Source organism: Aurantimonas sp. E1-2-R+4 (genome assembly GCF_036549515.1).
Classification (GTDB): domain Bacteria; phylum Pseudomonadota; class Alphaproteobacteria; order Rhizobiales; family Rhizobiaceae; genus Aurantimonas; species Aurantimonas coralicida_A.
Genome location: NZ_JAZHLK010000011.1, coordinates 1 through 20692, shown reverse-complemented (window position 1 = coordinate 20692; position 20692 = coordinate 1). Strand labels below are relative to the sequence as shown.

Sequence of the window (20692 nt, the reverse complement as noted above, 5' to 3'; positions counted from 1 at the left end):
TACCGAATGGCCGGCGCATCCCTCGCCGACTCGTCGGACTTCTATAACTTGCGGGCCGCTTGGTGAAGGTCGGTTTGGACGTTCACAGTTGCTAATAGGAGACGAGCAGCGACTTTCCGTCCTCGCCGAAATCCGGACGGACCTTCAACAGCGTCGCCGAACGGCGAATGATGTTGGCGACCGTCGGCGCCGCGTTCATGCCGGCCGTGGCGTAAACTTGACCTTCCTCCGCCTTCGGCTCGTCGACGACGACGAGAACGACGTAGCGTGGCTTGTCGATCGGAAAGGCCGACAGGAAGGCGTTGAATTTCTTGGTGTCGGAGTAGCGGCCGTTGACCACCTTGTTGGCCGTGCCGGTCTTGCCGCCGACCTTGTAGCCGGGCACGTCGGCTCGGTTGCCGGAACCGCGTTGGTCGGCGACGTTGAGGCGGAAGAGATAGCGCATCTGGTCGCTGGTTTTTTCGGAAACCACCCGTGTTGCAACGGCCTCCGCCTCTTCGCGGGTGCGGGGCAGGAAGGTCGGCGGGATCAGTTTGCCGCCGTTCATCAGCGCGGCCGCGGCCACCGCTGTCTGGAGCGGCGTCGTCGAGACGCCGTGACCGAAGGAAATCGTGATCGAGTTGATCTGCTTCCATTCCTTGGGTTGGGTCGGAGACGCCACTTCCGGGAGTTCGGTCCGCATCTTGCTGAGCAGGCCCAGCCGGGTCAGGAACTCCTGGTGAGCCGCGACGCCGACGACCTCGGCCTCCTTGGCCGTGCCGATATTGGATGAATAGATGAAGACTTCCGGAACGCTCAGCACGCGGCGCTTGCCGTGGAAGTCAGTGATGGTAAAGCCGCCGATACGGATCGGTTTCGTCGCGTCGAAGGAATCGGTGATCTTCACCTTGCCGGAGTCGAGCGCCATCGCGGTGGTGAAGGTTTTGAAGGTCGACCCCATTTCGTAAAGGCCCGCCGACATGCGGTTCATGCGATCCTTTTCGAGCGCCTGCTTCGGCTCGTTGGGGTCGTAGTCGGGCAGCGAGGTCATGGCGATGACTTCGCCCGTCTCGACATCCAGAACGACGCCGCCGGCCGCGATCGCCCGGTAGCGCTTCATGGCCGCCGCGACCTCGTCGCGCACGATGTGCTGGACGCGCAGATCGATCGACAGCCGCATCGGCTGCAAATCGGTGTCGACGGCCAGGCCGGTGTTCTGCAACGCGCGGTAGCCCGCGTCGTCGACGTATTTCTCCATCCCGGCAATGCCCTGATTGTCGACATTGACAGTCCCAACGATGAAGCCCGCCGTGCTGCCGCCGGGATAGAAGCGGCGTTTTTCGGTGCGAAATCCGATGCCGGGAATGCCGAGGTCGAGGATCGCTTGCTGCTGGCCCGGCGTCAGCTCGCGCCGTAGCCAGATGAAGCCGGCCTCGCTGGCCAACCGGCGATAAAGCCATTTGGGATCGAGATCGGGCAGGACCGAGAGCAACAGTTCGCTCGCCTCGTCCGGATCGATGATGCGCCGGGGCTCGGCGAACAGCGATGCGGTCTTGATGTCGGTGGCGAGCACTTCGCCGTTGCGGTCGACGAGATCCGGCCGGGCGGCCATGATCAGGTCGCTTGCGCCTCTGGACGAAGCCGTTTCGGCCGGCGCGACACCCCACATGACGAGACGGCCGCCGATGACGCCATAAACGGCCACGAAGAGGCCAATGGCGATGGTGAAGCGGCTGCGATTTGTCGGGGCGACGCGGCGGCGGCCCTGACGAGCGAAGACATCGAGCTCGGAAGCCGCCGGCACCGGTGCCGTCGGTATGGCCCGTTTGAAGGGATTTGCGATGCGCATCACCGGACCACCGTTTCCGAGTTGTCGGCATAGCCGCCGAGCGTGTTGGTCTGATCGGGAAGGAAGTTCACCGGCCGGGCAGGCAATTGATCGGGCTCGACGATCTGATCCGGCCGCATCGGCTGCAGCTTGAGATCCGACGCGAAGGCGTCGACCAGGCGCTGGAGCCGGCTCGGCTGATCGAGCAGGCTCCAGTCGGCCTCGAGCAGGGCGATGGTCTCACGCTCCAGCGCGATCCGGCGCTCGACCTTGGCGACCTCCGCCTCGAGCAGTTCAGCCTCGTGCTTGATCTTGTAGGTCCAGGCCGCGGCGGAAATCATGACCGCGATGAGAACGATGTCGAGGGTCTTCAACATGGCTGTCAGTCTCCGGTCTGAGGAAGGTCGGCGAGCGATGGCAGGGCGGCGAAAGCGAGCGCGTCGTTCTCGCCGCGCGGCGCCTCGGCAGTCCGCACGCCGTGGCGCAGCTTCGCCGAACGGGCGCGCGGGTTGCGCGCCGCTTCCGCATCGGAGGCGGCCAGCGCCTTGTTGCGGGCCTCGAAAGTCTGCGTGGCGGGAGCGATGTCCGGCAGGTGTCGCGATCCCGACGGCGGCGACGAGCGATCGCGCAGGAAGCGCTTGACGATGCGATCCTCGAGCGAATGGAAGGTCACGACAACGAGACGACCGCCGGGCTTCAGCACCCGCTCGGCCGCGACCAATGCGCGAGCGAGCTCGCCCAGTTCGTCATTGACGAAGATACGTAGCCCTTGAAAACTGCGGGTTGCGGGATCGATCCGGTCCTTGGGCGAGCGCCCCACTACCCGACCGATGACCGCGGCAAGATCGAGGGTCCGGGTGAACGGCTTTTCCGCCCTGCGCGCCTCGATCGCCCGCGCAACGCGCCCCGCCTGCTTCTCTTCGCCCAGGAATCCGAGAACGCGCGCCAGATCGCCCAGCTTCAGCCGGTTGACGACGTCGGCGGCGGTCGGCCCGGACGCGCCCATGCGCATATCGAGGGGACCGTCCTTCTGGAAGGAAAAGCCGCGCTCGGCTGCGTCGATCTGCATCGACGAAACGCCGACGTCGAGCACGATGCCATCGACCGCGCCGCTATGATTTTCAACGATCGTCTCGAGGTCGCCGAAGCGGCCCTCGACCATCGTCATCCGGCCGCTGTAACCTTCGGCGAGCCTGCGTCCGGTCGCCACCGCCGAAGGGTCCCGGTCGATGGCCACGACACTGGCGCCGCGATCCAGAATGGCGCGCGTATAGCCGCCCGCGCCGAAGGTGCCGTCGACGATCGTCTCGCCCGGCTGCGGGGCAAGTGCCGCCAGAACCTCGTCGAGAAGCACCGGAACATGACGAGCCGGTCCGCCAACGACAGGATCCTCGCCCCCGCCGTTGCCCGCCATCATTCCGGTGATCCCGCTGACGTGCCGACCGAACCACGCGCCGCCAAAAGACGCGCCCTCGCTTCGGCCCGGTACGCCTCGAACCGCGACGGCTCCCAAAGCTGGAAGAAATCGCGGGCACCCACGAAGGCCACCTGATCGGTGATCCCCGTATGCGAACGAACGAAGTCGGTCATGGTGATCCGCCCCTCGCTGTCGAATTTCAGATACATCCCGTCGCCGAAAGCGAAGACCGACAAATCCTGAAACGTTTCGCTGAACGGGCTGGTCGCATCCATCTGCCGCTCGAAACGCTCCAAGAGATCGGGACCGCCGACATCCATCACCGGCTGACCGAGACTGCGCATGGCAAACAGCTCGCGAATGCCGCGCGTCGCGATCACCTGCCGAAACGCGGCCGGCACCGACACGCGCCCTTTGGCGTCGACGTTGTTCACCCAGTTGGAGAGAAACCGGTCCATCAGTTCGCGAATGCTTTGAAGCGACCGGTTCGCATTCCATCAAAACCCCCGCTCGTCCGCCGCCCACCGACACAGCTCCGCCACGGCGAAGGGTGCCATACAGCACTCGTCGCGAGCCTCGGCTCGTCCGCGGCCCGGCCTGCGATGTTCGAAATGGGGCACTGACCGAGCCCCTAATGATGGATTACCGGATAGCATGGGCACTCTTGGGCGTCAATGGGATAGACCGACACAGCGCCTGTTGAAAGACATGCCAAATTTTTAGACAATCACTCTTAACGTCCTATTAATATTGATATTTTTGGAACTTCAGGCATTGCCCCCACAGCATCACCGCAGTCGTGTGACGGGCCTCCGGGGTGGGGGCCAGGGTCTCACGAAGGCAGCGAAAACAAAGGATTGCAGACAAATGCACGCGCAGTGTGGGCGCGTCCCAAAATTCAACCGGAGCAGTTCGATCGCGACTGCCGGAAGCGGCGCTGAATTCGCCAGAAACGTAGAAAAGAAAGAGCCAGTCGGCCTGTAAGCCGGGTTCTGTAGGCGGCAAAGCCGCCTGGCGACCATTCCTCTGGGACGGTCCTTGCGAACCGCCTCAAGCAACCCACCCGGACGACCGGCCCGGAGAAGGGCTGGCGATGTCACCCGAAGGCGAACCGCCGCGTCGTCCCTATTCGGCCTTGCTCCCGGTGGGGTTTACCGTGCCGCTGCCGTTGCCGGAAGCGCGGTGGGCTCTTACCCCACCGTTTCACCCTTACCCCGCCAATACTGCGGCTCCGCTGCCGAGGCTCTTGCGCCGGTCGAGCCGCACTATAGGCGGGGCGGTCTGTTTTCTGTGGCACTTTCCCTGGGGTCGCCCCCGCCGGACGTTATCCGGCACCGTTTCTCCGTGGAGCCCGGACTTTCCTCCCCCGCCGTCTTTCGACGTATGACGGGAGCGGTCGCCCAGCCGACTGGCACGCCGTAGGTGTCCGCGCGAGGAACGGAAGTCAATGGGAAAGACAGAAGGCGTTGCCGGAATGCTGGCGACGACGCCACCCTGTTCAATTTTCAAGCGCCCCTCAAACGCAAAACACCCGGCGCCCCCACGCCGGATGTTTTCCATTTCGAAGCGATGAGGAAGCCGCGGCTTACGCCCGCGCCATCTCCACCTTGACCTTCGAGCAATAGCGCTTGGACACCGGGTTCATCCGCTTCGCGTAATGGCCGGCATTGTATTTGAGGATCGTGCCGCAGGTGGTGCCGCCGCCGCGCTTCACCGCGCCGGCCAGGTAGCGCATGCCCCATTTGATGTTGGTATCGGGATTGTAGAGCGCCTTCGTGCTGCCCTTGTAGCCCATGCCGCGCGCCGTCGCCGGCTTGATCTGCATCAGCCCGACCTCGCCGGCGGCGCCGGTCACCTTGGCGCGGTAGCGGCTTTCGACACTCACCACGGCATGCGCCAGAGCGATCGGCACGCCATTGGCCTTGGCATGTTTGGCGATGATCGCGGCATAGGGCCGCTCGGAAAGGCGCTCCAGCGAGGCCACCTGAACCCCGGCGGTCTCGGCGTGTTCGGACTCGGTCTGATGAGCGAAGATGGCAGTGGTCTGGCCGAGGAAAATCGTCGCGGCGAGCGCCGCGGCAGTCAGTCTAAGCATGAATACCCCAAATTGATCGAAGGCCGCCCAACCCCTTGTGCAGGCGGCTTTTACCCCTCGCCACAAATGCATCGCGGCTTCGGCGAGCCGTGGTGTGCAGCGCAATATGATCGGGAATGTGGCATTGCTGTCACGCAACATTTCATATTGAAATATTGCGTCCCGGATCAGGCGACGCTCGGTGCCCTAGCATCCCGGTCGAAGGGTGAGCGGGGCAAAGCCGTCAGCAACCGATGCAGGGTCTCGATCGTCGAAGCGTCGGCGACACCGTCGACCCGTTCGGGACGAAAATGACGCTGGAAGGCGACCGTCGCGAAATGGGTCGTATCCTCGAATACGCCGTCGATCGGCACCGCGTAACCGTAGGCGGCCAGCAGCGACTGATAGGCGCTGACTGGCTCGCCCCGATCACCCCGGCCGAAGAATCGGCCACCGCGCAACGGAGCCGGCACGACGAAGTGTCCGATGCCCGCAAAAAAAAGTTGATCCCAAGGGAACTTTTCGCCGGGATCTGATTTCCGTGCGGGCGCAATGTCGGAGTGTGCCAGCACGAATTCAGGCGGAATCGGCCAGCGGCCGACACATTCCCTGCATAATTCGATGACGGAGGCGATCTGCGCGGCGGGAAAATCCGGGTAGCCGTTGCCATGACCGACATTGACGATCTCGATGCCGATCGAACGGGAATTGACGTCGCCGCGTCCCCGCCAACTGCCTTCGCCGGCGTGCCATGCGCGTTGCTCGTCGGGCACCATCTGGACGACGCGGCCGTCCTCATGCACGAGATAGTGGCACGACACCCCGCTTTGCGGATCGCACAGCCAACGCACCGCGCCCTCGCCCGTGCCCATCCCGGTATAGTGGAGGATCAGCATGTCCGGGCCGCCCGACAACCGGCGTTCGGTGTGGTTGGGCGACGGCCGGATCTCGTCGATGCGCGCGGTGTCGGGTTTCAAGCCGCGGTCTTTCCCGAGATGGAGTGATAAGCGGCGTTGATCGCCTTCATCCGTTCAGTTGCGATGAACATGAACTCGTCCGGTACGCCGCGGGCGGACAGCCGGTCGGGATGATTCTCGCGCACCAGCGACAGATAACGCGCCCGGGTCTCCGCCGGGGGCGCGTCAGGATCGAGCCCGAGCACCGCATAGGGGTTCTCGGCACCCAGGATATGGCGGTTCTTGATCCGGGCGAATTCCTGCTCAGTCAGACCGAAGATCCGGCCGATCTCGGCGAGGAACGCCAGTTCGCGCTCATGCACCAGGCCATCCGCCTTGGCGATGTGGAACAGGCCGTCGAGGACATCCGCCAGCAACTGGCAATCCCCGTCCTCGTCACGGCACAACGCCCGCAGACGCGCGGCATAGATCTCGAAGCCGGCAATGTCCTCCTTGGCAATGTCATAGAGGCGAAAGACATTGCGCATTTCCTCGGGCGGAATTTCAAGTATCTGCCGGAACGCGGTGATTTCCTGCTGGGAGACGATGCCGTCGGCTTTCGCCATCTTGGCGGACAGGGCGATCACCGCGACACCGAAGGCGACCCGGCGGCGGGTCTCCCGGTCGCCGCCGAACAACGCCCGGATGCTTTCCAGAATCGCCTCGAGACTGGCTCGGCCACCGGCCGGGATTGCCTGGAGCAGGGTATTCAGGTTGGATAATATCTGCATTGCGGAGGCTCGCCGCCCTTTGTCGATTCGCAATTATCGGCGATCGCTCCCGGCGAGGCAAATGCCACACCGCACCCTGCCGCCATCAAGGCCGAGATCGCTCGTGACCCTGTAAATGACGCCGGCAAGCTTCGGTCAAGCTCACTTTGATCTGATCGGAGTGAGATTGCGCAAATTTCGTCCTGGATTGCGTCGGTGCGCCCCGATCGGCTTGGCAGCCGTCCGCGTCCATTGCCAGACTCGCGAACGCCTACGCCGGCGCCACTTGCGATTTGCCCCAACCCGCCATCATGATGGCCCCCTCGAACCGATCCGAGCCGACGATGAAGCCTTTTTTTCAAACCCACCCGGCCCCATCGACCCGAGCGCGCCGCGGTCTGGGCAGGCGGGCGCTTGTCCTGGCCGGCATAGCGGCGGCGCTGCTGGTCGGCGGCTGCCGCTCCACCGCCCTCGACGTCAAGGAGCTCGGCCTCACTGGCATGGCCGCTGAGTCGGCCTATCAATACCCGGTCCACGGCATCGACATCTCGAAATATCAAGGCGCGATCGACTGGGACGCGGCCCGCGACAGCGGTGTCGCCTTTGCCTGGCTGAAGGCGACCGAGGGCGGCGACCGGGTCGACGAACGGTTTGCGGAAAACTGGCGGAAAACCCGGGCGGTCGGCATACCGCGCGGCGCTTATCATTTCTGGTATCATTGCCGGCCGGGCATCGAGCAGGCACGGGCCTTCATCAACGCCGTCCCAAAAGATCGCCTGGCGCTGCCGCCGGTGATCGACATCGAATGGACGCCCTTCTCGCCGACCTGCACCAAGCGCCCGCCCCGCGAGGAGCTGGTCCGCGAGGTAACGGCAATGGCCGATGCCCTCGAACGCCATTATGGGCAGCGCCCGCTGCTCTACATCCCGATCGACGTGCATCGCGACCGGCTGGTCGGCGCCTTCCCGCGCCATGAGGTCTGGGTGCGAGCAGTGCGGGATCATCCCGACAACGTCTATGAGAACCGCCGATTCCGGTTTTGGCAATACACCGAGAAGGGCACCGTGCCGGGCATAAAGGGCGAGGTCGACCGCAACGCCTTTGCCGGCACCCGCGAGGATTGGAAAAAATGGCTGGAAGCGAATCTCTCGCGCTGACCTTCTTCAATCCGCCATCTTGAATGGCTAATCGGCGTGCGCCCTCGCCGTCTTTAGAGAAAAGGATCCCCGCGATGCTTCGAGCCCGCCGTCTTGCCCTGACCCTGACCTTGCTCCTCTCGGGCACCAGCCTCGCGGCGGCGCAGCAGTGCGGCGGCGACTTTTCGCAGTTCCTCGACGGGGTCCGGGCCGAAGCACTCGCAAAGGGCCTGTCTCCGGCTGCCGTCGATACGGCGCTCGCCGGCATGCGAATCGACCAGAAGGTGCTCGCCGCCGACCGGGCGCAGGGCGTCTTCGCCCAGGATTGGCAGCAATTCGCCACTCGCATGGTCAATGGTCACCGGCTGACCCAGGGCAAGGCGAACCTTCAAAAATACGCCAGCGTCCTTGCCCAGGTGGAGGCAGAGACGGGCGTTCCCGGTCCGGTGATCGCCGCCTTCTGGGGGTTGGAGACCGACTACGGCGCTGTGCTCGGCAATTTCGACACGCTGGCGGCTCTGGCGACGCTCGCCCATGACTGCCGGCGGCCGGAGTTGTTCCGCCCGCATCTCATCGGCGCGATCGAGATCGTCGATCGCGGCTACCTCACCCCGTCGGAGATGAAGGGCGCCTGGGCCGGCGAGATCGGCCAGACCCAGCTTCTGCCGGAGGAATATATCGCCTTCGGCACCGACGGCGACGGCAATGGCCGCGTCGATCTGCGCAAGGATGCCGCGGACGTCCTCGTCACCACCGGCAAATACATCCAGTCGCTCGGCTGGCGCGGCGGCGAGCCGTGGCTGGAAGCCGTGCGAGTGCCGGCAGCTTTCCCCTGGGACCGTGCCGCCCTCGTCAACAAGGAACCGCGCTCCAGCTTCGCCGCGCTCGGCGTCGCCAAGGCCGATGGTTCGCCGCTACCCGCCGACGAGCTGCCAGCGGCGCTGATCCTGCCGATGGGGCGCGGCGGCCCGGCCTTCCTCGCCTATCCGAACTTCGACATTTATCTGAAATGGAACAAGTCGCTGGTCTACTCGCTGACCGCGGCGTATTTCTCCACCCGCCTCGCCGGTGTCCCGCCGATCGACATGGGCCATCCGCAGCCGGGCCTCGACCTCGATCAGACCAAGCGACTGCAGCAGCGACTCGTCGAGCTCGGCCATGATGTCGGCGGCGTCGACGGCATCCTCGGCGAAAACACCCGCTCGGCCGTGCGCCGCGAGCAGCAGCGGCTCGGTCTTCCGGCGGACGGTTGGCCGACGCGGGATCTCCTCTCGGCGCTCTGAGGCTCGTCCGGGTCGCGGGTTCCTTATTCCCGGCGACCCGGCTTCTTATTTTTTCGCCGATGCTCTCGACGACCTTTTTCGGCCCTCCCCACTAGACGACCGGTCTAATCGACCCAATATGTCGGCCATGACCGATACCCGAACGCATCTTCTGACCGTTGGAAGAGGGCTCGCCGCCCAGCGGGGATTCACGGCCGTGGGACTTCAGGAACTTCTGAAGGCGGCCGCGGTGCCGAAGGGGTCGTTCTACCATTACTTCCCCTCCAAGGAGGCCTATGGCTGCGCACTACTCGAGAGCTTCGTGAAAGGCTACAAGGCCGATCTCACCCAGACCCTCGACAACACCGCCCTGTCGGCGAAGGATCGCCTGCTGGCATATTTTTCCGACTGGCGGCTGAAACAATGCAGCTCCCGGTCGGAGGATCGGTGCCTAGTGGTCAAGCTGTCCGCCGAGGTCGCCGACCTGTCGCCCGGCATGAGCGCGATCCTGCAGGACGGGGTCGGTGCCATCGTGGCCAAATTGGCCTCGGCTCTACGCCAAGGCGTCAGCGACGGGTCGATCGGCCCGACCGACGATCCGGAAGCCCTCGCCACGACTCTTTACCAGATCTGGCTCGGCGCGAGCCTCATGGCAAGCCTGGCACGGGACGGCTCTCCTTTCGATGTCGCCATGGCGGCGACCGAGAGGCTGATCCGTCGGCCCTGAAATTGTCTCGCGCCGGACGAACAACCGCGCGCCCTCCCTTACATTCCAATCGAAAGTTGATCATGCCCCAAACCGACAACGCCAACCGCCGTATCGTTCTCGCCGAACGCCCCAAGGGCGAGCCAACCGACAGCACGCTCAAGCTCGAAAGCATGGCCATCCCCGCTCCCGCGGATGGCCAGATGCTGTTGCGCACCGAGTTCCTGTCGCTCGATCCCTATATGCGCGGCCGGATGAGCGACGCGCCCTCCTATGCCCCGCCGGTCGCGGTCGGCGAGGTCATGGTCGGCGGCACGGTGTCAAAGGTCGTCGAATCCAAACTGAAGGGTTTCGACACGGGCGACTGGGTGCTCAGCTTCAATGGCTGGCAGGACTACGCGTTGTCGGACGGCCAAGGCCTAACGGCGCTGGGCCGCGATCCCAAGCATCCATCCTGGGCGCTCGGCATCATGGGCATGCCCGGCTTCACCGCTTGGGCGGGGCTCACCCAGATCGGTGCGCCGAAAGAAGGCGAGACCCTCGTCGTCGCCGCGGCAACCGGCCCTGTGGGCGCTACGGTCGGCCAGATCGGCAAGCTCATGGGCTGCCGCGTCGTCGGCATTGCGGGTGGTGCTGAAAAGTGTGCCTACGCCGTCGACACGCTCGGCTTCGACGCCTGCATCGATCACAAATCCGGGGATTTCGCCGAACAGCTGAAAGCCGCGACGCCTGACGGCATCGACATCTATTTCGAGAATGTCGGCGGCAAGGTCCTCGACGCGGTCGTGCCCCTGCTCAATATCGGCGCCCGGATACCGGTCTGCGGCCTGGTCTCGCAGTACAACGCCACCAGCCTGCCCGACGGGCCGGACCGGATGAACTGGCTGATGGGTCAGATCCTGCGCAAGCAGCTGACCGTGCGCGGCTTCATCATCTTCAACGACTTCGTCCACCTCTATCCCGAATTCGCCAAAGCGATGAGGGCGTGGATCGAGGCGGGAAAGATTCACTACCGCGAAGAGATCATCGACGGTCTTGAAAACGCTCCGCAGGCTCTCTTCGGCCTGCTCAAGGGCGAAAATTTCGGCAAGCGGGTGATCCGCGTCGGCAACACGAAATAATCAGTCTCAAGGATAAGCACATGAACATTCTGATGGTCCTCACCTCCCACGACACCCTCGGCGACACCGGCGAGAAGACCGGATTCTGGCTGGAGGAGTTCGCCGCGCCCTATTACGTGCTGCGCGACGCCGGCGCGAAGATCACACTTGCTTCACCGAAGGGCGGCCAGCCGCCGCTCGACCCGAAGAGCGATGCCCCCGATGCCCAGACCGAAGCGACGGAACGCTTCAAGAAGGACGACGCCGCACAACAGGCGCTGGCCTCGACCGCCAAGCTCGCCGACATCGACGCGGCGGAGTTCGACGCGGTCTTTTATCCGGGTGGCCACGGCCCGCTCTGGGATCTCGCCGAGAGCGCCGACAGCAAGCGCCTGATCGAAGCGTTCGCCGCCAGCGATCGCCCGGTTGGCGCCGTCTGTCATGCCCCGGCGATCTTCCGCCACACCAATGGCATGGACGGCAAGCCGCTGGTCTCCGGCCGCCGCGTGGCGGGATTCACCAACACCGAGGAAGAGGCCGTCGGCCTCACAAACGTGGTGCCCTTCCTGGTGGAGGATATGCTCAAGGCGAATGGCGGCCTCTACGAAAAGGGCGCCGACTGGGGCTCCTACGTGGTCGTCGACGGCAAGCTGGTGACCGGCCAGAACCCGGCATCCTCCGAAGACGCGGCGAAAGAGCTGTTGAATCTCCTGAAATAATCCGAACCGCCGCCCTCCATTGGCCCTTCTTGGGCGTTGGAGGGCGGCGTCCGGCTGAAATGACGGGTGGCGTTTCGATTGGTCCGTCCGAGGTATCGATGATTGTTACCGTCATCGGGAACCAATTGCTGCAATGCAGCATTCCTTCTTCGCATTCACCGCACTCGCGTTCTTCTCCCAAACCGGAGGCACCGGGCTGCGCGCTCCTCCCCACAGGATTTCAATCCATGAAACCACTTTCCAAGGCCACCATGATGGAGGCGACCCGTCTGACCCGAAACGGGCAACTCCAGGAAGCGATGGCCCTTCTGCAAGGGTTGAGTTCGGACGAGGCCTCGTCGGCCGCGGGTTTCGACGCACAGCACGACAAGGATCGCCGGCCTGCAGGTGACCCAGCTTCCGTCATCGACATCACCCCGCCCGCCGTGACTTCAAAAACCCGGACCGCATCACCTTCCCCGGACAGAGACCCGCGGAACGAGTCGAGAAAATCCGAGATCCCGCAGGTGCTGCGTGGATTTCTCGACCGGATCGGGACGCAAGGGTTCGAGGGTCTCGGCGGTTCGCCGGTCGCTCCCGACACAGGTCCCTTGCCCGAGGGTGCCCGATTTTCCGCCCGCACCTACGCCAACGCGGCGGGAAGCCGCGACTACAAGATCTATGTCCCGAGCGGATATGATGGGCAGGCGGTGCCACTCGTCGTCATGCTGCACGGCTGTACCCAGTCGCCCGACGACTTCGCCGCTGGCACGCGGATGAACGAGCTGGCCGAGGAGCAGACCTTCCTGGTGGCCTACCCCGCCCAGTCCCGCTCGGCCAACACCTCCAAATGCTGGAACTGGTTCAATGCGGGCGATCAGGAGCGCGATCGCGGCGAGCCGTCGCTGATCGCCGGAATCACCCGACAGATCATCGACGAATTTTCCGTCGAGCCGGAATGCGTCTACGTCGCCGGCCTGTCCGCTGGTGGCGCCGCGGCGGCGATCATGGGAGCGACCTATCCCGAGCTGTTCACCGCCGTCGGCGTGCATTCGGGCCTCGCCCGCGGGGCCGCGCGCGACATGGGGTCCGCCTTCGCCGCCATGCGCAACGGCGCTGCCCCCAACTCCCAGACGTCGCCGTCCGGCGGCTTCGTCCCGACCATCGTCTTCCATGGTGATCGCGACGCTACCGTGCATCCCGTCAATGGCGAGCATGTGATTGAACAGGCGAAGGCCGCCGCCGGAGTCCAGACCGAAATTCGCCAGGGCGAAGCCCCCGGCGGGATACGATATACCCAGACGGTCCACGCCGACGACCAACGAGGGTCTTCGCTTGAACATTGGGTCCTGCATGGCGCCGGCCACGCATGGTCCGGCGGCAGTCCCGCCGGAACCTATACGGAGCCGAAAGGCCCCGACGCCAGCCGCGAAATGCTGCGGTTCTTCCGCGAGCAAGCCGGGGCAACGCGCGGCTGAACGCCACGACGGAGCGGTACGCTAAAAACCATGCAGGATGCCGGGCGCAACCAGTGGCGCCCGGTTTCCCGTCATACCAAGAGGCCTACTGACGACCCGGCCTGCCGCCCATTGGTGACATGAAGACCTGCATTTCCTCGATCGTGACCTTGCCATTCGCGTCGGCGTCGACCGCCTTGAAGAACCGCGCATGCACGGCCTGGACCTCATCGAGTGACAAAGCGCCATCGCCGTCGGTATCGAGCAGGATCATCATCATCCGCATCATATGAGCGCCGCCCATGCGGGAACCCATCATACCGCCCCGCATGCCCCACCGCTCGTCGTCGCTCTCCGAGCGCTGCCGCCCCGGCCGCATTTTGCTGTCGTCCTCCTCCGCACGTTCCGACCGCTGCCCGCCCGGACGCATCATGTCGTCGTCCTGCTGCTGCATCATCTTGCCTGTTCGATCCTGCTGTCCGGCGGCGCCATGGTTCTGGTCGCCTTTGGCGGCCATGGCGCTGCCGGCCAGGATCAACGCGGATGTCGTCAACGCCATTATCGACTTGAACATCGGTGGTCTCCCTTTGATCGCCGGCACGGCCGGCATCAAGCCTCGTTGCCGGGCACTGTCACGCGCTAAACCGAGTCTGAGGTTCGTCCGAGACCGCGATTGGCGACATAGGCGATGATGACGTTATCGGCTTTGTGGCCTGCCGCGGCATTGACGCAAATCAAAGCTTCACGCGATGCTGTAATCATCCAGCGGCGCCCTTGACCCTCCAGTAGGGACAAGGTCTATGTCCCGCCGCATTCCAAGCGGCGTTATGCGCCGGCAATCTTGTAACGGCGGTTCGATGCTCACCCTTCCCACTCTCGGCGTCCTGACCTATCCGCAGATCGACCCGGTCTTTCTCGATCTCGGACTGGTCCAGTTGCGCTGGTACGGCCTGTCCTATGTCGCCGGCATTCTCTGCGGCTGGCTTTACGGGCGCTATCTCGTCGGCAACACCAAGCTCTGGCCGAACGGCGTCTCGCCGATTACCAAGACCCATATCGACGATTTGATCCTGTACCTCACCCTCGGCATCGTCATCGGCGGGCGATTGGGCTCCGTGTTCTTCTACGATTTCGAACGATACGCCGCCGAACCGCTGGCCATCTTCAAGGTCTGGGAGGGTGGCATGGCCTTCCACGGCGGCCTCATCGGGGTCTTCGTCGCCATGCTGATCTTCTGCCGGGTCTATAAGGTGCCAGTATGGAGCCTGATCGACGTGGTCGCCGCATCGGTGCCGTTTGGGCTATTCTTCGGACGCATCGCCAACTTCATCAATGGCGAGCTGTGGGGCGCCCCGACGAGCGTCTCCTGGGCGATGGTGTTCCCCGACGCCCCCGATGCGCTGCCCCGGCACCCGAGCCAACTCTACGAGGCGGCACTTGAGGGCATCGTGTTGTGGCTGATCCTCAGGATTGCCACCCATCACTTCAAGATGCTCGGCCGTCCCCGCTTTGTCGGAGGATTGTTTCTGTTCGGCTATGGCTGCGCCCGCATCTTCGTGGAGCTGTTCCGCATGCCGGACGTGCAGCTCGGCTATCTGTACGGCGGCTGGCTGACCATGGGCATGGTGCTGTCGATCCCGATGCTTCTGATCGGCATCTGGGGCATGGCGACCGCCAAGCCGCGCGCCTACGAGCCGCGTTCCGTGGAGGACGCGGGAACCGGCGCCGCACAATCTTGAACCCGCTCGCCCGCAAGATCGCGGAGTTGATCCGCATCGAGGGGGCGATCGGCCTCGATCGCTATTGGGACTTGGCGCTGTTCGACCGCGAGCACGGCTATTACGCCGCGCGCGAGCCGTTCGGCCGGACCGGCGATTTCATCACCGCGCCGGAGATCAGCCAGATGTACGGCGAACTGATCGGCGCCTGGATCGCCGCGGCGTGGCGCGAACACGGCTCCCCAGCTTCGTTCCTGCTCGCCGAGATCGGGCCGGGACGCGGCACGCTGATGGCCGACATCCTGCGCACCTTGCGGTCGGTCGCCCCGGACTGCCTCAAGGCCGCCAAGGTCCGATTGGTGGAAACCAGCGACCGGCTCGCCGCCGAGCAGATGACGACGCTCGACCGGTTCGATCTGCCGATCCGCAGGGTCAGACGGATCGCGGATCTGGAACGGGAGCCACTGCTTCTCGTCGCCAACGAACTCTTCGACGCACTCGCCATCCGCCAATTCGTCTTCGACGGCGAGAGCTGGCGCGAGCGCTGCGTCGCCGTTGCCGATAGCGGGCGGTTCGAGTTCGTGCTGTGCCAGGCAAGGTCGGAAACGCCTGGCAAGATCGCCGCGACTTTGCCGCACCCGCCGATGGCCGGCGCGGTCCTCGAAGTCTCGCCGGCGCGCGAGACCCTGGCGGCGGCCATCGCCCAGCGCCTGGCCGAGGACGGCGGTGCCGGGCTGTTCATCGACTACGGCCATGCCGCGACCGGCTTCGGGGACACGCTACAGGCGATCCACGGCCATGCCTTCGCAGATCCGCTCGACCGGCCGGGCGAAGCGGACCTCACCAGCCATGTCGATTTCGCGCGGATCGCTGCGCCGTTTCGACATGCAGGGCTCGCAGTCTCTGCCGCCGCGCCCCAGGGTGAATGTCTGCTCGCCCTTGGTCTCCTCGAACGCGCCGGCACTCTCGGCAGTGGAATGGACGAGGCGGGGCAGGAGGAAATCCGGGCCGCGGTGGCGCGGCTGGCAGGCACCAGCGAGAAAGAGATGGGGATTCTTTTCAAGGTATTGTCAGCGTCTTCTCGCCCATTGTCTTTACCGCCTTTCGGGCTGGCCGGGGTCGATTGACGCCGCATTGACTTCGCCCGAACCCTCCACCACCATCCCGCGCCATGTCCGATACCCGAGCAAGCCCCGCTACTCCCCTCGCCGATACGGCGATCATCCGCTCGGACCGCCTGACCGGTGCCGGGTGCGTCAGCCATGCCTTTTTCACGCGCCTCGGCGGGGTATCGGAAGGCATCTATGAGGGTCTGAACGTCGGTGCCGGCTCGAACGACCGGCGCGAAGATGTCGAGGAAAATCGCGCCCGAGCGGCCGCCACGCTGGGCGCGACACCGGACAATCTCGCGACCCCTTGGCAAGTCCATTCCGGAGAAGCCGTCGTGGTCGATGGACCGTTCACGGGGGAACGACCACGCGTCGACGGCATCGTGACCAGCCGCCCCGGGCTCGCCATCGGCGTCGTGACCGCCGACTGCGGCCCGGTGCTCTTCGCCGACCCGAGGAACGGCGTGATCGGCGCCGCCCATGCCGGCTGGCGCGGGGCGCTCGGCGGCGTCCTCGAAGCCACGGTCGCGGCGATGGAGAGGGCCGGCGCGGACCGGGACTCGATCGCGGCCGTGCTGGGACCGACGATCACGCAGCCCAACTACGAGGTGGGCGTCAACATGATGACCGAGTTCCTCGACGGCGACGCGACGAGAGAGCGTTTCTTCCTCGGCGGAGCGTCGCCCGATAAACGCCAGTTCGACCTGCCGGGCTTCATCCTGGCGCAATTGCGGGCCAGCGGCGTCGCCGCGAGTTTCGTCGGCACCTGCACTTACGCCGACCCCGACCGTTTCTTTTCCTACCGGCGCACCACCCATCGCGGCGAGCCCGACTACGGCCGCCAGCTATCCGCCATCGCTCTGAGAGGCTGACCGATGCTGCATTTCGGACGGGACGAATTCGAGGCCCGGCGGGACAGGCTGATCCTCGAAATGGGCGAGCAAAAGCTGGATGCGATGATGCTGTTTGCCCAGGATTCGATGTATTGGCTGACCGGCTACGATTCGTTTGGCTTCTGCTTCTTCCAGAGCCTCGTGGTGAAGGCGGACGGCGAGATGCGCCTTTTGACCCGCTCGGCCGATCTTCGCCAGGCTCGCCATACGTCGATTCTCGATGCGATCACGGTCTGGCGTGACCGAGGGAGCGCCGATCCCGTCATCGATCTGCGCGACATGCTGGACGAGATGGGTTTGCTCGGGGCGCGCATCGGCGTCGAATGGGCAACCCACGGGCTTACCGCCGCCAACGGCCAGCAGGTTGCGGAACGGCTCGGCTCGTTCGCGTCGCTGAAGGACGCCTCGACGCTTATCCCGATGTTGCGGGCAGTCAAGAGCCCGGCCGAGATCGACATGGTCCGCGAAGCCGCGCGCCTCGCCGACGACGCCTTCGACGCCGCCCGGCCGCTGATCCGGCCGGGGGCGGACGAGGCCGAAATCCTCGCGGCAATGCAAGGCGAGATCCTTCGACAGGGAGGCGACTACCCCGCCAACCCCTTCATCGTCGGGTCCGGCCGCGACGCCCTGCTCTGCCGCTACAAATCCGGTCGGCGAAAGCTTGACGAAGCGGACCAGCTGACCCTCGAATGGGCCGGCGTCAAGGCCCAGTACCACGCGGCATTGATGCGCACCGTGATCGTCGGCCGGCCCACCGACCGGCACCTCGAACTGCATGCCGCCGCCCGGGAGGCGCTGGAAGCGGTGGAAGCGACCATGCAGCCCGGTCATACGTTCGGCGATGTCTTCGACGCCCATGCCGCCGTCATGGAGGCGCACGAGCTGGCCCGCCACCGGCTGAGCGCCTGCGGCTATTCGCTCGGCGCGCGCTACGCCCCATCCTGGATGGACATGCCGATGTTCCATTCCGGTAATCCGGCTGTCATCGAGCCGGGCATGACTCTGTTCGCCCACATGATCATCATGGATTCCGATAGCGAGACCGCCATGACGCTCGGGCGCACCTATCTGACGACGACGGCCGAGCCGGAGCCGCTATCGCGCTTGCCGCTCGATCTTATCGTTCTGTAAAGCACAACAATCGAATCGCGCGCATCGACCGGGCCAAAGTGCCATTTTCGAGGGTTTTTTAAGATTTCCCTGCAAGAGGTTGCTGACGTTCGACTGGTGGAAACGCCAGACCTGACAACGGCAAGGGAACAGCTCCCGTGAAAACCCGCAACGCCCGTCGCGCGCCGGTCATTGCCGTCAGCCTTTCCGCGGTCCTCACCGCCTGTACCGGCGTCGACGGCACCATCGGCATGGGACAGAATGGCCCGGTGCCGAGTATCGACATCGGTTCGACAAGCATGCTCGGAGCGCCAGTGGGCTCGATGTCCGCGGCAGCCGGCGATAGCATATGGGCACCGCCGCCCGCGCCGCTGGCCCAGTATCCGGTCGCGGCTTATCCCGCCGCCGCCTCTCCGGCCGCAGCCTATCCGCCTGCCGCGTCCGAGCCGCTCACGCCCCGGCGTGCCGCGGTCGCGTCCGCGCCGCTCGCTCCTCCTCCCACAACGCTCGCATCCGAGCCACTCGCCCCGCCGCCGACTCAAGTGGCCGCCACCCCACCGCCTGCGGCTATGCCCGCCTCCGCCACCGCCGCAGTCCGAACCACGGGCGAAATCCAATTCCTGCCACTTGTCGGGGCGCCTCAGGACAAGGCCGAATTGCTCGCCCGCGCGCTCTCCGACACGGCGGCGGCGCAAGGCCTGCGGATCCGGCCCGCCTCGGAATCGGTCGCGGATGTTCGGCTCAAGGGCTATTTCTCGGCGTTCAACGACGGCTCCACGACCACGCTCGTCTATGTCTGGGACGTGCTCGACGCCAACGACCAGCGCATCAAGCGCATCCAGGGCCAGGAGACCATTCCCGGCAAGACGGACGACCCCTGGGCCGCGGTCGATCTGACCACCTTCCAGACCGTCGCCAGGCGGACCCTCAGCGAGGCCTCAGAATTGGCGCCCCGCGCCGGCTGAGCACCATCTCACCTTGCGTGCCGCTTGGGTGATTCTTGCCGCACCGCGAAGCCGTGCGGGTTGACGATTGGCGCGATGTTGTTATGAGCCCCTCCATCGATCGGCCTCGCCACGGACACCGCCCGGAAACGGCACGCCATAGCGCTTGCCCAATCGGTGGTCCGATTACCGGAAAGAACGCGATGAAACTGTTCAGCGGCAATTCCAATCGCGTTCTCGCAGAAGCCATCGGACGCTACCTGGAATTGCCTCTCGGCGACGCCATGGTCCGACGTTTCGCCGATCAGGAAATCTTCGTCGAAATCCAGGAGAATGTGCGCGGCGAGGATGTCTTCATCGTCCAGTCGACGGCCTATCCGGCCAACGACCATCTCATGGAACTGCTGATCATGATCGATGCCCTGCGCCGGGCCTCGGCCCGCCGCATCACCGCCGTAGTCCCCTATTTCGGCTATGCCCGGCAGGACCGGAAGGCCGGCGGCCGCACGCCGATCTCCGCCAAGCTGGTCGCCAATCTGATCACCGAGGCGGGCGCCGATCGCGTCATGACGCTGGATCTCCATGCCGGGCAGATCCAGGGCTTCTTCGACATCCCGACTGACAATCTCTTCGCGGTGCCGCTGATCGCGCGCGACGTGAAGGCGCATCAGGATCTGTCGAATTTGATGGTCGTCTCGCCGGACGTCGGCGGCGTCGTGCGCGCGCGGGCGCTGGCCAAGCGCCTCGACGCACCGCTTGCCATCGTCGACAAGCGCCGCGACCGGCCCGGCGATTCGGAGGTGATGAACATCATCGGCGACGTCACCGGCCGCAACTGCATCCTGATCGACGACATCATCGATTCCGGCGGCACGCTGTGTAACGCCGCCGACGCGCTGGTGAAGGCCGGCGCCAACAGCGCGTCGGCCTACATCACCCACGGCGTCCTGTCGGGCGGGGCCGCCGCCCGCATCACCGCCTCGAGCCTTAAGGAACTGGTGATCACAGATTCGATCCAGCCGACCAAGGCGATCCTTGCCGCCCACAACATCCGGGTCGTGACCACCGCGAACCTTCTCGGCGAGGCGATTGCCCGCACCGCATCCGAGGAATCGGTCTCCAGCCTGTTCGACTGAGAGGCTGCCAGCGCCGGCGCCGGCGCGATCGTTCAGCGCCCGATCGCATCTGGCCGCGCGGCGATTTTCGGCGTAATATTATCAGCCTGCCCCCTGAAACCGGGAGCCAGGCCATGCTCAACCGCCTCGACAAAATCAGTGTCCGGCAGGTGCTCCTCGCCTGCATCGGCCTTGTCGTGATCCTGTTGGCCATTGGCCTGGCAACCCGCGAGAACGTCGCAGACAAGCCGTATCTGACCATCGCCGGCTCCGGCTTCATCTTCAATTACCGTGTCGCGGACGCCTATTACGGTTTCACCGCCATCGTCGAGAAGCCGGTGCGAAACTATTCGCGCATCGATGCGTCATACCGGCCAGCGTTTGATCTGACTCGGTTGTGATTTTCTTATTTTCGCTGCGCGTGATTCCCTGTCCCGGCGAAGGGAGCGGGCGAGCGATGGCATTGAAGATCACCGAGGA

22 protein-coding genes and 1 other RNA gene are annotated in these 20692 nt (G+C 64.8%); 13 read left to right on the top strand and 10 right to left on the bottom strand.

The features are described from left to right. Nucleotides 1–91: 91 nt before the first annotated feature. From VQ045_RS07275 to VQ045_RS21970, 9 genes are all read right to left on the bottom strand, one after another. Nucleotides 92–1828: a peptidoglycan D,D-transpeptidase FtsI family protein gene (locus tag VQ045_RS07275; RefSeq protein WP_327647657.1), complete on the bottom strand. Its 1737-nt coding sequence runs from the start codon at nt 1826–1828 to the stop codon at nt 92–94. Next, nucleotides 1828–2184 (bottom strand): cell division protein FtsL, encoded by a 357-nt coding sequence (gene ftsL / locus VQ045_RS07270; RefSeq protein ID WP_327623031.1) that lies wholly within the window; start codon nt 2182–2184, stop codon nt 1828–1830. Before ftsL ends, VQ045_RS07275 begins: the two co-directional genes overlap by 1 nt. 5 nt (nt 2185–2189) lie before the next feature. After that, on the bottom strand, nt 2190–3224 hold the full coding sequence (gene rsmH, locus VQ045_RS07265) for a 16S rRNA (cytosine(1402)-N(4))-methyltransferase RsmH (protein WP_327647632.1): 1035 nt from the start codon (nt 3222–3224) through the stop codon (nt 2190–2192). Beyond that, nucleotides 3221–3682 (bottom strand): division/cell wall cluster transcriptional repressor MraZ, encoded by a 462-nt coding sequence (gene mraZ / locus VQ045_RS07260; RefSeq protein WP_327623029.1) that lies wholly within the window; start codon nt 3680–3682, stop codon nt 3221–3223. The genes rsmH and mraZ overlap by 4 nt, the downstream gene beginning before the upstream one ends. 507 nt (nt 3683–4189) lie before the next feature. Next, nucleotides 4190–4636: RNase P RNA component class A (gene rnpB / locus VQ045_RS07255), an RNA gene on the bottom strand. A gap of 173 nt (nt 4637–4809) precedes the next feature. Continuing rightward, a complete protein-coding gene (locus VQ045_RS07250; protein ID WP_327623028.1) occupies nt 4810–5319 on the bottom strand; it encodes a lytic transglycosylase domain-containing protein in 510 nt (169 codons plus the stop codon). Nucleotides 5320–5486: 167 nt separating this feature from the next. Then, a complete protein-coding gene (locus VQ045_RS07245) occupies nt 5487–6275 on the bottom strand; it encodes a peptidoglycan recognition protein family protein (RefSeq protein ID WP_331829635.1) in 789 nt (262 codons plus the stop codon). After that, on the bottom strand, nt 6272–6985 hold the full coding sequence (locus tag VQ045_RS07240; RefSeq protein ID WP_327647635.1) for a J domain-containing protein: 714 nt from the start codon (nt 6983–6985) through the stop codon (nt 6272–6274). The genes VQ045_RS07245 and VQ045_RS07240 overlap by 4 nt, the downstream gene beginning before the upstream one ends. A 33-nt stretch (nt 6986–7018) precedes the next feature. After that, nucleotides 7019–7102 (bottom strand): MJ0042-type zinc finger domain-containing protein, encoded by an 84-nt coding sequence (locus VQ045_RS21970; protein WP_442879833.1) that lies wholly within the window; start codon nt 7100–7102, stop codon nt 7019–7021. Between the two features lie 206 nt (nt 7103–7308). Between VQ045_RS21970 and VQ045_RS07235 the strand changes: the two genes are divergently transcribed. From VQ045_RS07235 to VQ045_RS07210, 6 genes are all read left to right on the top strand, one after another. Beyond that, nucleotides 7309–8121, top strand: a complete 813-nt coding sequence (locus VQ045_RS07235; RefSeq protein ID WP_331829634.1) for a glycoside hydrolase family 25 protein — start codon at nt 7309–7311, stop codon at nt 8119–8121. A gap of 74 nt (nt 8122–8195) precedes the next feature. Beyond that, nucleotides 8196–9383: a lytic murein transglycosylase gene (locus VQ045_RS07230; protein WP_331829633.1), complete on the top strand. Its 1188-nt coding sequence runs from the start codon at nt 8196–8198 to the stop codon at nt 9381–9383. Between the two features lie 127 nt (nt 9384–9510). Further along, nucleotides 9511–10089 carry a TetR/AcrR family transcriptional regulator gene (locus VQ045_RS07225; protein WP_331829632.1) on the top strand — a complete coding sequence of 193 codons (579 nt, stop codon included), beginning with the start codon at nt 9511–9513 and terminating at the stop codon, nt 10087–10089. Between the two features lie 62 nt (nt 10090–10151). Beyond that, nucleotides 10152–11189, top strand: a complete 1038-nt coding sequence (locus VQ045_RS07220) for an NADP-dependent oxidoreductase (protein WP_331829631.1) — start codon at nt 10152–10154, stop codon at nt 11187–11189. Between the two features lie 20 nt (nt 11190–11209). Beyond that, nucleotides 11210–11887 carry a type 1 glutamine amidotransferase domain-containing protein gene (locus VQ045_RS07215; protein ID WP_331829630.1) on the top strand — a complete coding sequence of 226 codons (678 nt, stop codon included), beginning with the start codon at nt 11210–11212 and terminating at the stop codon, nt 11885–11887. 227 nt (nt 11888–12114) lie between these two features. Further along, a complete protein-coding gene (locus tag VQ045_RS07210; RefSeq protein ID WP_331829629.1) occupies nt 12115–13344 on the top strand; it encodes an extracellular catalytic domain type 1 short-chain-length polyhydroxyalkanoate depolymerase in 1230 nt (409 codons plus the stop codon). Nucleotides 13345–13429: 85 nt separating this feature from the next. Here VQ045_RS07210 and VQ045_RS07205 read toward each other — a convergent pair whose 3' ends face one another. Beyond that, entirely contained in the window at nt 13430–13861 is a 432-nt protein-coding gene (locus tag VQ045_RS07205) for an EF-hand domain-containing protein (RefSeq protein WP_331829628.1), read from the bottom strand. A 319-nt stretch (nt 13862–14180) separates the two neighbouring features. Between VQ045_RS07205 and lgt the strand changes: the two genes are divergently transcribed. The 7 genes from lgt (at nt 14181) to VQ045_RS07170 (ending at nt 20613) form a co-directional block, all read left to right on the top strand. Further along, entirely contained in the window at nt 14181–15062 is an 882-nt protein-coding gene (gene lgt / locus VQ045_RS07200) for a prolipoprotein diacylglyceryl transferase (protein ID WP_331829627.1), read from the top strand. Beyond that, nucleotides 15059–16168 carry a class I SAM-dependent methyltransferase gene (locus VQ045_RS07195; protein WP_327623017.1) on the top strand — a complete coding sequence of 370 codons (1110 nt, stop codon included), beginning with the start codon at nt 15059–15061 and terminating at the stop codon, nt 16166–16168. The genes lgt and VQ045_RS07195 overlap by 4 nt, the downstream gene beginning before the upstream one ends. Nucleotides 16169–16212: 44 nt before the next feature. Then, nucleotides 16213–17022 (top strand): peptidoglycan editing factor PgeF, encoded by an 810-nt coding sequence (gene pgeF / locus VQ045_RS07190; RefSeq protein ID WP_331829625.1) that lies wholly within the window; start codon nt 16213–16215, stop codon nt 17020–17022. Between the two features lie 3 nt (nt 17023–17025). Continuing rightward, nucleotides 17026–18174 (top strand): M24 family metallopeptidase, encoded by a 1149-nt coding sequence (locus tag VQ045_RS07185; RefSeq protein WP_331829624.1) that lies wholly within the window; start codon nt 17026–17028, stop codon nt 18172–18174. Between the two features lie 137 nt (nt 18175–18311). Then, nucleotides 18312–19118, top strand: coding sequence for a hypothetical protein (locus VQ045_RS07180; RefSeq protein WP_331829623.1), 807 nt, complete (start codon nt 18312–18314; stop codon nt 19116–19118). Between the two features lie 182 nt (nt 19119–19300). Next, the gene (locus VQ045_RS07175) at nt 19301–20233 is read left to right on the top strand and encodes a ribose-phosphate pyrophosphokinase (RefSeq protein ID WP_327623013.1); all 933 of its coding nucleotides are present in this window, start codon (nt 19301–19303) and stop codon (nt 20231–20233) included. A 113-nt stretch (nt 20234–20346) separates the two neighbouring features. After that, a complete protein-coding gene (locus tag VQ045_RS07170; protein WP_331829622.1) occupies nt 20347–20613 on the top strand; it encodes a hypothetical protein in 267 nt (88 codons plus the stop codon). Nucleotides 20614–20692: the final 79 nt, after the last annotated feature.

What these genes read in the sequence shown, in the direction of transcription:
- VQ045_RS07240 (WP_327647635.1), bottom strand. Translation starts at nt 6,985, where the DNA reads ATGCAGATATTATCCAACCTGAATACCCTGCTCCAGGCAATCCCGGCC.
- mraZ (WP_327623029.1), bottom strand. Translation starts at nt 3,682, where the DNA reads ATGGACCGGTTTCTCTCCAACTGGGTGAACAACGTCGACGCCAAAGGG.
- VQ045_RS07210 (WP_331829629.1), top strand. Translation starts at nt 12,115, where the DNA reads ATGAAACCACTTTCCAAGGCCACCATGATGGAGGCGACCCGTCTGACC.
- VQ045_RS07275 (WP_327647657.1), bottom strand. Translation starts at nt 1,828, where the DNA reads ATGCGCATCGCAAATCCCTTCAAACGGGCCATACCGACGGCACCGGTG.
- rsmH (WP_327647632.1), bottom strand. Translation starts at nt 3,224, where the DNA reads ATGATGGCGGGCAACGGCGGGGGCGAGGATCCTGTCGTTGGCGGACCG.
- VQ045_RS07215 (WP_331829630.1), top strand. Translation starts at nt 11,210, where the DNA reads ATGAACATTCTGATGGTCCTCACCTCCCACGACACCCTCGGCGACACC.
- VQ045_RS07185 (WP_331829624.1), top strand. Translation starts at nt 17,026, where the DNA reads ATGCTGCATTTCGGACGGGACGAATTCGAGGCCCGGCGGGACAGGCTG.
- VQ045_RS07235 (WP_331829634.1), top strand. Translation starts at nt 7,309, where the DNA reads ATGAAGCCTTTTTTTCAAACCCACCCGGCCCCATCGACCCGAGCGCGC.
- VQ045_RS07250 (WP_327623028.1), bottom strand. Translation starts at nt 5,319, where the DNA reads ATGCTTAGACTGACTGCCGCGGCGCTCGCCGCGACGATTTTCCTCGGC.
- lgt (WP_331829627.1), top strand. Translation starts at nt 14,181, where the DNA reads ATGCTCACCCTTCCCACTCTCGGCGTCCTGACCTATCCGCAGATCGAC.
- VQ045_RS07220 (WP_331829631.1), top strand. Translation starts at nt 10,152, where the DNA reads ATGCCCCAAACCGACAACGCCAACCGCCGTATCGTTCTCGCCGAACGC.
- VQ045_RS07225 (WP_331829632.1), top strand. Translation starts at nt 9,511, where the DNA reads ATGACCGATACCCGAACGCATCTTCTGACCGTTGGAAGAGGGCTCGCC.
- VQ045_RS07230 (WP_331829633.1), top strand. Translation starts at nt 8,196, where the DNA reads ATGCTTCGAGCCCGCCGTCTTGCCCTGACCCTGACCTTGCTCCTCTCG.
- VQ045_RS07170 (WP_331829622.1), top strand. Translation starts at nt 20,347, where the DNA reads ATGCTCAACCGCCTCGACAAAATCAGTGTCCGGCAGGTGCTCCTCGCC.
- ftsL (WP_327623031.1), bottom strand. Translation starts at nt 2,184, where the DNA reads ATGTTGAAGACCCTCGACATCGTTCTCATCGCGGTCATGATTTCCGCC.
- VQ045_RS07175 (WP_327623013.1), top strand. Translation starts at nt 19,301, where the DNA reads ATGAAACTGTTCAGCGGCAATTCCAATCGCGTTCTCGCAGAAGCCATC.
- pgeF (WP_331829625.1), top strand. Translation starts at nt 16,213, where the DNA reads ATGTCCGATACCCGAGCAAGCCCCGCTACTCCCCTCGCCGATACGGCG.